The following is a 13,154-nucleotide window of genomic DNA, read 5'->3' on the forward strand; positions in this document are numbered from 1 at the left end:
CGAAAGTTAGATGCAGGAGATTGAATAGCCGAATTTGTACATTCACGAATTTACGCATTAGCTTCTTCACATCAACAACTCACCATATCAACGCATTAACACATTGACAAATCAAGAAATCAAGAAATCAACAAATTCACGAATTTGCCTCTTAACCCGACGCGCCTGCTGGCTCCGTCTCTATTTTAGTCTACTAGACTAAAACCTAACGCTCGGCCCTGCTTCTTTGCTTCTTAGCCTATTAAAATCCTGTTAATTTTAATAATTAAAACTATATTAGCGCCCTAATAAATATCACACTTTAGAAAGATTAAAATGTGTTGTTTAAAAAGAATAATTAGGAAAACTAATGAAAAAAATAGAGAAAATAGTATTGCTCATAACGGTCGTTATCTATCTACTAGCTTTTATAGATTTTGGCAGTTATGAGGGGCTGTATAATGTGATCTTTTATACCATTCATTTAGTATGGATGTTTATTTATGGAATGCTGGGGTATAGGGTTTTAAAACTTCATGGTGATTACATCTACTTATCTATGATAGGAGGCTTTTCTTTTGCTATGGCCATTTTTGCTTTCTTGATAGCTTTTTATAGTGTTGAAGTAGATGGTCTAAGAATGCTGGTTTTTTTGGGACCTAATTATGTTATTGCGATTGGGATATCTATTGTTCTATTGATAGGTAAACTATTTTCTAAAGATTTTCAATTTCTAAAACCGATTTGGTGTCGTTCTCTTATCTTGGCTCTGTTTGTTACTTTTTTTATATATACCCCTAGATATTCGAAAGTATATACAAAAACTATGTTGGCTTTACATAATGGAAATAAACCACTTTGGTATAATCTAAAGGCTTTAGATTATATGGTGGCTTATGAAAAATTCAGGGATGATGGGAAAGTAGATAAAGCTATCGAGGCCGCAGAAATAGGTGTAGAATATGCTTTAAAATGGGTGAATCTAGGTCATGAAAATTTTTTTACTGAGTTTAAAACGAGAGCGCAAGTGCTTCTATTGGAAGATTATGAATCTAATACCATTAAAGAAGACTTTAGTTGGTTATTAGGTGATGAGGATTTTAATAAGTTTAGAGGGGCAATAGAACAGTTAATGGATGCTTATTTAGCTAAAGCTGAATCTGAAATGGATGTTAACAATTACGAGGAAGCAATTTCATTTTTGAATAGAACGTTTGTTTTATCTGAAATTTTGAAAAATGAAAGTGAAGGATGGAATCTTCATATGATTTCTGTTTTTTGGAAGCTAGCTATTTCTTCTATGAGATTGAATGAATTGGAGAATGCTGAATATTTCAATTCACTAACTTCTGAATTGATTGCAAAAACCGAAACTGAGAAACAGTTTTATGTTGGTGATTTCTTAATGAATATTGCCGAATTGGCTGTAAAACGTCAAGAGTATGATGCAGCAATCAAATTTTTAGAAGAAGCATTGAATTACTTTGAAGTAGATCCACAGAATAAAAACTATAAGAAATATAAAGTTTTGACCTATACAGATTTGGCTCAAAACTATATGCTAACTGACGGTATTGAAGAGGCTGAACATTATTTACAGCTAGCTTTAGAACTTTATGATGAGAAGCAAAACAATGCTGATATAGCACATATGTATCCTAAAGTAGTTCTAAACCAGGCACTATTGAGATATTTGAAACAAGATTATTATGGCTGTAAAGAGATTCTAGAGCGCAATTTCAATTTAATACCAGAGGGGTCTTTTGAATATATTACTTTTAATATGTTGTTTCACTTCTATATAGCGCAATGCAATTATGTATTATCTGAATATGAGGCTTCTGAGAAATCTTTAAAAGAAGCTTTAGAATATGCAAATAAAGGTGAATCAGTCAGAAGTGAGCTTATTTTGTTATCGGCAAATCTAAATTTTGCAGTGGGGAATTATGACAAAGCGGCAACCTTGTTTCAAGAAGTTTCGGTGCTTTATGAGCAAACTAATAATGAAAGTGGTTTTATTCCTCTTTATATGCACTTAGCGAATTTCTACGTTAAATTGATTGATTATTCTAAGGCAGAAGAATACTTGGAAGAATCAACTAGTTTATCCAAAGAGGAAGGGTATATGGTCGTAGCTAGAAACTTAGAGTTTTACAATACGATGGCTTATGTGAATTATCATTTGGGCAATTATCAAAAGGCAGATTCTATTTACAGTGAAGTTATCCACTACAACGAGTCAAAAGGAGAACCCAATGCTGCAAGTTCTGGTTCTGCTAAAAATGGATTGGGATTGGTTAAAATGGATACTCGTAAACACGAAGAAGCAGAGCGATTGTTCAAGGAATCAATCGAATCATACAAACTGAATTTCGAGGGTAAACACGCACATCTAGGAACGGTCTATTTGAATTACGCTATAGTAATGATAAAGACTAATCAATTGGAAAAAGCTTCTCAATTATTGTCGGATTCAAATGCAGTTTTTAGCGCGTTTTACAAACCTACACATGATCTTTTTGGGGATTTGTATTATGAATATGGAGTTCTATATGAAAAGAAAAATGATGCCATACTTGCTAAGCAATTTTTTCAAAAAGCCCTTCGAATCTACACAGATGCATTCGGAGAAAATAATTTAAAAGTGAAATTGATAAAACAGAAATTATGATTAAAAAACTAAGTGTTGTAGTTCTATTGCTGTTGAATACAGTTGCTGTATTCGCACAGGAAGAAGTGTTGTTTAAGGCTGTATTTAAACCCAATAAGGTTTATAAAACCTATATGAAAACCACCTCTTATACGGAAACTGATTTTACAGGAAACGCCGCGATAATAGAAGAAATAACTAAGAATGGAGTTAGTTTACCAATGATTTCAGATAATGAGATGTTTATTAATCTTGAACTTAAAACATATAGTTCAAATGATTTAGGCGAATTTAAGGGAGTGTTGGAATACAAAAACATGGTTAATAACATGACCGTCAATGGACAAACTACCGATCAAGGAAACCCGTTTTTAGGAGTAAAGATTATGGGAACCTATGATTCTAATAATAGATTTTCATTGGACACTATAGTTGGAAATCAACTCACAGACCAATTGAGAGATATTATGAAAACTACTGCGGAGAACATGCAAGAGGCTGTCAAGTTTCCAGCAAACCCTTTGAAAATAGGTGATTCTTTCGATATGGATATTCCAATGAGTATTCCTATTGATGGTATTGGTACTATCTCATTTATAATAAGAACCAATTATTTATTAAAGGAAATCAAGGGAAGTTTAGCACATTTTGATATAGTACAATCAATTGAATTAGAAACTACTGGATCCAAAACCAATATGAGTGCTAGTGGAGAAGGAGTTGGTACTTTAGACTATGACATTAAGGAAAATTATATAGTGCGTAATGATGTAAATCTACCGATGGAAATGTCTATAATTATCAATGAAGATTTATCATTAGTGGTTAAAGTTAAATCTATAACAGAACAACGAGTTGTGATGAGTAAAGGGTAATGCATCTCCACCTCTCACGTCATTGCGGGCTTGACCCGCAATCTCTTTATGAACGGACTACTCTCGTGAGTGATTTCGATACGATTATCAAAAATGCGAAAACACAATTACCAGAACAGAGCATTAATAAATAGTCTAGTAAATTGTTTCAGTGAATGGGACATTCTAGCCTTCAGGTTATATAAAAGTAGTCAGTTGGCTGGATAGGAGTTGAAGATTACTGAATTATTTTTTAAATAGTGAGACTATAAGAAATAGAACGACCAAAACCAGATACATGTAATACATTTTTATTGGTTAAGTCTTGTAAATCACGAGTAGCAGTTGCTTTTGAAATCTTTGTAATTGACATGTATTTTTTTGCTGTCATTCCTCCTTCAAATCCTTCACCATCTTTGTCAAGCATTTTGAGAATTACTTTAAGCTGACGTTCGTTTAGTTTTGACTTGTTCTTATCTAGAAAACTTGATTTATTTAATATAAAATGGATTGTCTTTTTTGCCTGTTTCTGAGCATGTACAATTGTTTTTGAAAAGAAATAAATCCATTTTGAAATTTCTAAAGTTCTTTGTGCATTTTTAAGAGCGTCATAATAAGATTTTTTGTCCTTTTCAATTGAACTTGATAAACTCATGAGTAGAGGTCTTTGTAAACATTGAGCTAAGCACTTTTCTGCAATAGCACGACCAATACGTCCATTTCCATCTTCAAATGGATGTATAGTTTCAAAATATAGATGAGCTATAGAAGTTTTAATTAGAGTATTTTTTATGTCACTGCTTTGTATATTGTAAGAATTATACCAATTTACAAAATCTTTCATCTCATTAGGTACATTTGTTGAAGGAGGCGCCTCATAGTGAATAACTTCACGACCATGAGCACCTGAAACTATGACCATAGGTTCGTTACCTTTGCGATATTCCCCTGCTAGAATTGTCCCTGTATTATTAAAAAGTAAACTGTGCCAATGTTTGATTAAATTCTCGCTTAATTCGGTATTATATTGTTCCCTAACCTCTACCATTAATTCTCCAATTCCACGAGCTTTTATGTCTTTGATATGACTGATAGAAGGGTGGATACCTATTCTGTTCTTAATAGACGACATAATATCTTTACGACTATAAAACTCTCCTTCTATTTCAGAAGTTTTTATTGCTTCATCAATCATGAACTGAATGATGGTGTCTTGTTTTATATCTTCAGCAAGCGTGTTTACAATTCCCTTAAGTTCACCAGTCTCTAATGCAAATTCTATGACTATTTCGTCTATAATAGAAGAATCATATTCGAAGTTTTTCCAGTTTTCATGTTGCCAATTGTATTTCATGAGCCAATTAATTGTAGTAATCGGCTCAAATATACGAAAATAATGAGCCGATTATCTAGTTTAATCGGCTCATTGTATAATATTATTTTAGGGAATTAATAGATTTATAGTTTTGGCTTTTCATTTTCCTGTATTTTGCGATTTAGTGTAATATATTAAGTAGTACTATTTCAAGCATTCACGTATTTACAGATAACCAAATTCACGTATTAACGAACCAACACATTCACACATTCACGCATTCACGTATTTACAGATAACCAAATTCACGCATTAACGAATCAACAAATCACCAAATTCACACATTCACGCATTTACAGATAACCAAATTTACGCATTCACAAAAACACAATAAAAATTATTTCCCTATCTTTGAAATTCATTCTTCTACATAAATTGAACAAATAATGAATGCTACATTTCCATCATCTGGGTTTGAGTTTTTAAAAGAACTTGAAAACAACAATAACAAAGAATGGTTTACTGATAACAAAAAGCTTTTTGACACTACTTTTAACGAGGTTAAAGCATTTTTTAAGGTAATACACGATGAAATGGCTACGAAGGACTCTATTGAGAAATTCCACGTGCACAGAATTTATAGAGACGTTCGCTTTTCTAAAGACAAGACTCCTTATAAAACCTATTTTGGTTTGCATTTGGGAAGAAAGAAACCTTTTCTACGTGGTGGATATTATGTGAATATTGAACCAGGTCGTAGTTTTGTTGGTGGTGGATTTTGGGAACCTAATAAAGAAGATTTAAACCGCATTCGAAAGGAGATTGAATTAGACGATTCTGAATTGAGAGAGTTGATTTCAGCACCGGAGTTTGTAAAGTATTTTGCAGAACTAACTGGAGAGGAACTCAAAACAGCTCCTAGGGGATTTGAAAAAGACCATCCCGCTATAGATTTATTGCGCAAGAAACAGTTTTTAGTCATGCGTCCCTTTACAGATGAGGAAGTTATGAGTCCAGAGTTCATAAATGAGGTTATGAATACTTTCGAAGCAATGCGTCCTCTTTTTGATTATTTCTCACAAGTATTGACTACAAATGCCAATGGTGAGCCATTGTTTGAACTAACTATCTAGGTTCATTCATCCAAAACTATCTTTTCAGATTTTTATTTTCAGCTTTTTTATGATTTGAATCATAAAAACCATTTTAAAGTGGAGACTATCTTTGTGTGAAATCACGGAATAAAACAAGGTCTACAGTTTGAATTTAAGCTGTATTTATAAAAACATCAGAAGATGAATCACAAAACCGATGCTATAAATTGGAAGCAATTTATCATCAAATGCAAAGTAGAAGAATCTAGTAACGTATACTCCTTTTACTTAACTCCACTTAAGGCTGGTATGGTTACCCTACACAAGCCAGGGCAATATGTTCCCATTCGAATTTATAGCAATAAATCAAACGAGTATTTTTCGGGCAATTTCAGTATTTCTTCTGCTCCTAATGAAGATTACTATAGAATTACAGTTGCCAGTACAACTTCCAATCAGTTAGAGAATTATCTGATTGCGTATGTAGAAGAGGGCTTTGTTGTAGAGGTTGGTGAACCAGTGGGTAGCTTTGTTTTGCGAGACAACAATCACAATAAAGTTTTTATAGCAGATTCCTTGGGGCAAGCTCCTTTGTTATCTATGTTGGAAACGCTCGATTTGAAAGAAACACTCAGTGAAAAGATTATATGGATAAGCCAGTTAGACAGTCTGGAAAATCAAGCTTTTCGAACGAAAATAAACTACATCAAAGATAATTGCAGTGCATTGCAAACCCATGTGTTTTGCAATTCCTTAGAAAATGGAAACGCAGATTCTCATATCTATGAAGGAACTGTTGATTTAAATAAAATCAAAGGTTGGGAATTGGATTCTTCTGCGGATTACTACGTTTGTGGATCTTCGTTATTTACCCAAAAACTTCAGAGATTTTTGAATAAGCAGGATATAAAGACCTCTCAATTATACGTTGAAAACACGACTACATCTCTTAATTAACTATATAAAAAACGGAAAGGAAAACAGGGCAATGAAGGTTACTGAATTGTTTTATGGATTGATATTATGAGTGTAAAATTACAAGTTTCTAAGAGAAACGTTTATTGGATTAAATGGAGTAAAATTGCTATATGTTCTTCGCTACTTGGTTTTGTAGCAGCCATTTTCGCATTGTTATTTAAAGAGTTGGTAGAGAACTATGAGCATCTGTTATTGAACAGAGCTTTTGATTCAAAGTGGTTGTTTTTCATACTTCCATTAATAGGGTTGTTGGTTATTTACTATTTGCGTTTATACGTTTTTAAGAACAGAAAGAACAAAGGAATCTCTGAAGTATTAGAAGCGATTGAGTTTAAAAAGAAGCTACCGAGTTTTAAAATACCTTCTCACTTTTTCAATGGTTTTTTAACTGTTGTCTTTGGAGGAACAACGGGGATTGAAGTGTCTACAGTGGTATCTACAGCCACGATGGGGGAGTTGGCGTCTAAGAAAGATCCCATTTTTAAAAAGTATAAAAAGGAATTTATGGGGGCGGCAATTGCTGCGGGAGTTACTATCTTATTTTGTAGTCCACTAGCGGGTTTCTTCTTCTCTTATGAAACCATAAAAAAACAACATTCTAAGGTTTTTATAGTCACTCATTTTTTCTCTATACTAGTTGCAGTGGGGCTTTTGTTTTTGGTAGAGCTAAAAACTCCTTTCAAACCCTTGATACCAATATTAGGTTATAGAACTGAGGCATTGCCTTATTTTCTAGGGTTGGCTTTGATTGCTTCTTTTTATGGTGTTTATATGACTCGTATGGTGAAATGGGTAAAGGGTAGTTTGCCTATGGGAGACAAACCATTGTTGCAGTTACTGATAGGTGCTCTTTTGTTGGGAACTACTTTGTTTTTCTTGCCGATGCTCTATGGGGACGGATACCACGCTATTCAAAAACTAACTGCCACGTCGAATTGGAATGAAATACCTTTCTCTATTTTAATGATTGTTTTAGCATTGATCATAAAGCCATTGATTACGGGTTTAACTCTTGGTTTGGGAGGAGATGGAGGTGTTTTCGCACCGAGTATTTATTCTGGTGCTTTCCTAGGGTTGTTGATTGGAATCTTTGTCAAAACCTATATGGATACCGATATCATGTTGTTGAATTTTGTAGTGATTGGTGTAGCAGTAACCGTTAGTGCGGTCCTTCATGCTCCATTGACTGCTTTGTTTTTAACCTGTGGTCTTTTTGATGGTTATGAATTGTTCTTTCCTTTGTTGGTTTTAACGCTACTTAGCAAAACGATTGCTAAATATATCTTTCCATACACCGTATATAGCCTAAAAGCAAGTTCTTAAAGCAGTTTAAGGGGTAGCAATTGTTGTGTATAAAAAGACTTTAAAAGAGTTATATTGCAGTAAATTACAAGAGAGATATGATTGATTTGAATCTTTTGCTAGAGTTCGGAGGTGAGCACAGAAAAGTAAAGAAAAACGAACTGATATTTGAAGAGGGAACTTTTCCTGCTTTTTACTATCAGATTGTAGAAGGAGAAGTGAAAATGAACAATTTTACAGAAGATGGAAAAGAGTTTATTCAAAATATATTCACTCAAGGACAGAGCTTTGGTGAGCCACCTTTGTTCATAGACGAACCCTATCCAGCAAATGCTGTTGCCATTACACCTTCGGTTTTGATGCAAATTCCGAAAAACGCATTTTATTCACTCCTAAATCAATATCCAGAAGTATCGTTTGCTATCAACAAAAGTTTAGCGAGAAGACTTTATTATAAATCGGTTATGGCACCTGAAATCTCTTCTCAGGATCCGGAAAAAAGGTTATTGACTCTAATGGATTATTTAAAGTCTCATTACAACGAAGATTTAAAAGAGGAATACATTATTCCCATGACTAGACAACAATTAGCAGATTTAACTGGTTTGAGAGTGGAGACTGTTATACGCACTATAAAGCATCTTGAAAGACGAGGAGAATTGAAGATTATTCAAAGAAAAATATATCGTTGATTCTATATGATTAGGCTCATAAAATAACGCTTTTTAGGCACTTACCTTTACTGTATTAAATAAGTAAATGGTAGGATTATGTTATATACAAAGGTTTTCAATCAGTTTAAAGAAGGTTATCTAGGTTATGCTACATTAGGTTTGTTATTTCAAAGTTGTTTAGGTGGTGTAGCCGCTATGGCAATACTACATGAGAGAACGGGTTTTTCACAACACGCTCAATTGTTAACGGCCGTAGTGTTGTGTATGATGTATAACGCCTCGATGATGGCAGGGTTTAATAAAAAATGGGTGTTTAACTTACTTATTGCAAGTTTGTTATTAAATGGTACCTTTATATTATTAGCTATTTTAGTATGAAAAAAGAGATAAAAACAAGAGAGGATTTGTTCTTTCTAGTAGATGAGTTCTACAAACGCGTCAGGCAGGATGAAGAGATTGGATGGGTTTTTAATGAAATAATTACCGATTGGCCCAAACACTTGGAGTTAATTACTGATTTCTGGGAGTTTCATGTGTTTAAGACCAGTAAGTATAAAGGAAATCCTTTGCAAGCACATATAGATGTAGATCAAAAAATAGGGCAGAAGATAACTCCAAAGGATTTTGGAACTTGGTTGTTTCATTGGCTAGGTGTTATAAACGAATATTTTGAAGGTGACAACGCAGAGGTTTTAAAGTTCAAGGCTCGAAAGATGCAAACCATGCTATATATGGGAATTCACGAGAGTAGAACTACAACGGATTAAGTATTTGAATTAAAATATATAGAACTATTTTAAAATTATATTATGAAAAAAACGATTGTAATGGCCTTTGCATTAGTAGCAATGGTGGCTTGCAAGAATCAAAATTCAGCTGCTCCTGAAACGGAAGAACCAACAACGGAAGCTGTGGTTGAACCTATTGTTGAGAATGAAGAGCAACCCGTTGCTTTGGTTCTGGATAATGGTAAGAAATGGGTAGCAAACGCTGAAACTACTGAAGGAGTTGCTATACTTTCTCAAAAGATAAACGATTTTGAGGTTTCTGAGAATATAGATTCTTATCACACCTTAAACAGAGAGCTACAATCTGCTTTTAAAGACATTTTTCAAAAGTGTACGATGACTGGAGAAGGGCATGAGCAACTACACAATTTTCTAATTCCAATACACGAAGAATTATTAGTATTAGAAGGAGACGATTTGGAGGCATCAAAAAAGAGTATTGCCAAATTGAAAGAGCAATTGGTAGTCTATCCACAATTTTTCGAATAGAGTTCTTATAAACAAAAAGCGCAGAAATTTAAATCTGCGCTTTTTTTATTTAAGGATTTAGAAGTAGGGTTACAGTATTTGAAGTTCTTTCATACACATAACGATATTTTGAAAAGTTCTTTCGATATCGTGATCCAAACCAATTGAAATTCGAATTAATCCATCACTCAATCCCATTTCTTTTTGTTCTTCCATTGGTATTTCAGAGGAAGTAGATGTGCCAGGAGCGCTGAACAAGGTTTTATAAAAACCTAAACTAACCGCTAAATAACCGATATTTCTCTCCTGCATTAATTCCATTAGTGCATTTGCTTTATCTAAACTCCCTGCGTCAATGGTCATCATTCCCCCAAATCCGAATTGAGCATTTATCATTTTTTTGTAACGCTCATAACTTGGATGATTCTTCAATCCGGGATAAACGGTTTTAACCCCCAATGCGTCTAGCTTTTCGGCTAGGTAGCTCGCATTTTTACTGTGTTGCTGCATTCGAATAGGTAAAGTGCGTAGGTTTTTCAAAATACTAGCAGCTCTTAAACTATCCATAGTCGGTCCTAGCAACATAGTAGCTCCTTGATTGACATCTTTTAAGCTGTTTATAAAGTCTTCTGTACCACAGATTACCCCACCAACCGTATCACTACTTCCGTTGATGTATTTGGTTAAACTGTGGATTACCACATCTGCACCTAATTTAATAGGAGATACAGAAAGAGGAGAGAAAGTATTGTCTACAACTAACGTTACGTTGTGCTTTTTGGCAATTATTGAAAGTGCTTCTATATCTGCAACTTCTAGTAACGGATTACTCACAGTTTCGCAATAAAGCACTCTAGTTTGTGGTGTTATACTATCTTCTACTTGTTTTAAGTTTGTTATGTCTACAAAACTCGTTTGGATTTGATATCTCGGCAAGAAGTTCTTCATGAAGGCATATGTACCCCCATATATAGTTCTACTAGAAACGATGTGTTCACCAGATTTACACAATTGCATTAGGGTAGAAGTAATAGCTCCCATACCAGAAGCGGTAGTATTAGCAGATTCACTGCCTTCCATAGCAGCCAAAGCCGCCGATAAATATAAATTACTTGGACTTGAATGTCTTGAATATAAGTAACAACCATCTGCATTACCTTCAAAGGTATCGAACATGGTCTTAGCTGCCATGAACGTATAGGTTGAGGAATCGGAGATAGATGGATTTACTCCACCAAACTCTCCAAAGAATTGCAAATCTTGTATCTCATTTGCAGGTTCAAAATCTTTCATATTATAGGTTTTTAATTGGGTAATCAATATAATAAATAGTTTTGTATCTGCAATGGTGATTAAACTTCAATATTTCCGTGATTTTATTGATGTTTACAGAATATATGGATTGAAATTAAAGAAGTTTAAGTAGTATTATAGAAAAAGATGTTCAGTTGGAGATGGTAGAAATTGGATAAATTAAAAAAATTAAGACAAGCGTTGTAATTAAAAACGGAATCAGTCGATAGAAGCTTAAAACTTTCTTGTAAAACCTTCCTCGATTCGTTAAAAATCGTAACTTTGCTCTTCATTTATTAAAATAAAAAAAACGATAATACTATGAATTCATTTGACGTAGTTGTAATAGGTTCAGGACCTGGAGGATATGTGTCAGCTATTCGTTGTGCACAATTAGGATTAAATACAGCAATCATTGAGAAATATTCAACTTTGGGTGGGACTTGCTTAAATGTAGGTTGTATTCCATCTAAAGCGTTACTAGCCTCTTCACACCACGTTGAAGAAATGGGGCATTTTGCAGAACACGGTATTGAAATCGGTGGAGATGTGAAAATTGATCTACAAAAAATGATTGACCGCAAGCAAACAGTAGTTGACCAAACTAGTGCTGGGGTTAAATATTTGATGGACAAAAACAAAATTACTGTTTTTGAAGGAGTAGGTTCATTTGAAAGTGCAACTAAAGTTATCGTTACTAAAGCAGATGGAACAACTGAAACTTTAGAAGCAAAAAACACTATTATTGCTACAGGTTCAAAACCATCTAGCTTGCCATTTATCACTTTAGATAAAGAGCGCGTAATTACTTCTACTGAGGCACTTAAGTTAAAAGAAGTTCCTAAACATTTAGTAGTTATCGGAGGTGGAGTTATCGGATTAGAATTAGGTCAAGTTTATTTGAGATTAGGAGCTCAGGTTTCTGTTGTTGAATTTGCTGACCGCGTTATTCCAGGTATGGATGCAGCTTTGTCTAAAGAATTGACTAAAGTTCTTAAGAAACAAGGTATGAAGTTCTATACTTCTCACAAAGTTCAATCTGTTGTTAGAGCAGGTGATCTAGTTACTGTATCAGCGGAAAACAAAAAAGGAGAAATCATTACTTTAGAAGGAGATTATGCATTGGTTTCTGTAGGACGTCGTCCTTATACTGATGGATTAAATGCTGATAAAGCTGGAGTTAAAATTACAGAAAGAGGTCAAGTTGAAGTAAATGATCATTTACAAACAACTGCATCTAATATTTATGCAATTGGAGATGTTGTTCGTGGAGCAATGTTGGCTCACAAAGCAGAGGAAGAAGGTGTAATGGTAGCTGAGTTTTTAGCTGGTCAAAAACCACACATCAACTATAACTTAATTCCAGGTGTTGTTTACACATGGCCAGAAGTTGCAGCTGTAGGTCAAACTGAGGAGCAATTGAAAGAGAAAGGTATCGCTTATAAAGCAGGTAGTTTCCCATTCCGTGCTTTAGGTAGAGCTCGTGCTAGTTCTGAGACTGATGGATTGGTTAAAATCCTTGCAGATGCTACAACAGATGAAGTTTTAGGTATCCATATGATTGGAGCTCGTGCGGCAGATTTAATCGCTGAAGCAGTAGTTGCAATGGAGTTTAGAGCATCGGCTGAAGATATTTCAAGAATGTCTCATGCGCATCCAACTTTTGCAGAAGCAATCAAAGAAGCAGCGTTAGCAGCAACTGATAATAGAGCATTACACGTGTAATTAACACCGTAATCTGATAATATTAAAGGCCTAT

At 34.2% G+C, this 13,154-nt stretch carries 12 protein-coding genes; 10 read left to right on the forward strand and 2 right to left on the reverse strand.

The features are described from left to right. The first annotated feature begins 349 nt into the window (after positions 1-349). On the forward strand, positions 350-2,650 hold the full coding sequence (locus tag BM024_RS07250; RefSeq protein WP_090678801.1) for a tetratricopeptide repeat protein: 2,301 nt from the start codon (positions 350-352) through the stop codon (positions 2,648-2,650). Next, the gene (locus BM024_RS07255) at positions 2,647-3,504 is read left to right on the forward strand and encodes a hypothetical protein (RefSeq protein ID WP_090678802.1); all 858 of its coding nucleotides are present in this window, start codon (positions 2,647-2,649) and stop codon (positions 3,502-3,504) included. The genes BM024_RS07250 and BM024_RS07255 overlap by 4 nt, the downstream gene beginning before the upstream one ends. Before the next feature lie 232 nt (positions 3,505-3,736). Here the strand turns inward: BM024_RS07255 and BM024_RS07260 are convergent, their stop codons facing one another. After that, positions 3,737-4,837 (reverse strand): Fic family protein, encoded by a 1,101-nt coding sequence (locus BM024_RS07260; RefSeq protein WP_090678803.1) that lies wholly within the window; start codon positions 4,835-4,837, stop codon positions 3,737-3,739. Between the two features lie 407 nt (positions 4,838-5,244). Between BM024_RS07260 and BM024_RS07265 the strand changes: the two genes are divergently transcribed. The 7 genes from BM024_RS07265 (at position 5,245) to BM024_RS07295 (ending at position 10,123) form a co-directional block, all read left to right on the forward strand. Further along, positions 5,245-5,931 (forward strand): DUF2461 domain-containing protein, encoded by a 687-nt coding sequence (locus BM024_RS07265; protein WP_090678804.1) that lies wholly within the window; start codon positions 5,245-5,247, stop codon positions 5,929-5,931. Between the two features lie 162 nt (positions 5,932-6,093). After that, positions 6,094-6,849: a ferredoxin reductase domain-containing protein gene (locus tag BM024_RS07270; protein WP_090678805.1), complete on the forward strand. Its 756-nt coding sequence runs from the start codon at positions 6,094-6,096 to the stop codon at positions 6,847-6,849. A 66-nt stretch (positions 6,850-6,915) separates the two neighbouring features. Further along, positions 6,916-8,193, forward strand: coding sequence for a chloride channel protein (locus tag BM024_RS07275; protein ID WP_090678806.1), 1,278 nt, complete (start codon positions 6,916-6,918; stop codon positions 8,191-8,193). 77 nt (positions 8,194-8,270) lie between these two features. Beyond that, the gene (locus tag BM024_RS07280; protein ID WP_090678807.1) at positions 8,271-8,864 is read left to right on the forward strand and encodes a Crp/Fnr family transcriptional regulator; all 594 of its coding nucleotides are present in this window, start codon (positions 8,271-8,273) and stop codon (positions 8,862-8,864) included. Positions 8,865-8,942: 78 nt separating this feature from the next. Continuing rightward, positions 8,943-9,224: a hypothetical protein gene (locus BM024_RS07285; RefSeq protein WP_090678808.1), complete on the forward strand. Its 282-nt coding sequence runs from the start codon at positions 8,943-8,945 to the stop codon at positions 9,222-9,224. Then, positions 9,221-9,613 carry a group III truncated hemoglobin gene (locus BM024_RS07290; protein ID WP_090678809.1) on the forward strand — a complete coding sequence of 131 codons (393 nt, stop codon included), beginning with the start codon at positions 9,221-9,223 and terminating at the stop codon, positions 9,611-9,613. Before BM024_RS07285 ends, BM024_RS07290 begins: the two co-directional genes overlap by 4 nt. A gap of 42 nt (positions 9,614-9,655) precedes the next feature. Continuing rightward, complete coding sequence (locus BM024_RS07295) at positions 9,656-10,123, forward strand: hypothetical protein (protein ID WP_090678810.1); 468 nt, start codon at positions 9,656-9,658, stop codon at positions 10,121-10,123. Positions 10,124-10,192: 69 nt separating this feature from the next. On the opposite strand, the gene BM024_RS07300 is transcribed toward BM024_RS07295, so the two are convergent. Continuing rightward, entirely contained in the window at positions 10,193-11,395 is a 1,203-nt protein-coding gene (locus BM024_RS07300; protein WP_090678811.1) for an aminotransferase class I/II-fold pyridoxal phosphate-dependent enzyme, read from the reverse strand. Positions 11,396-11,716: 321 nt separating this feature from the next. Here BM024_RS07300 and lpdA point away from each other — a divergent pair, with 321 nt between their 5' ends. Next, positions 11,717-13,120 (forward strand): dihydrolipoyl dehydrogenase, encoded by a 1,404-nt coding sequence (lpdA, locus tag BM024_RS07305; RefSeq protein WP_090678812.1) that lies wholly within the window; start codon positions 11,717-11,719, stop codon positions 13,118-13,120. The last annotated feature ends 34 nt before the right edge of the window (positions 13,121-13,154 follow it).

This window comes from Myroides guanonis, from assembly GCF_900114085.1.
GTDB lineage: Bacteria > Bacteroidota > Bacteroidia > Flavobacteriales > Flavobacteriaceae > Flavobacterium > Flavobacterium guanonis.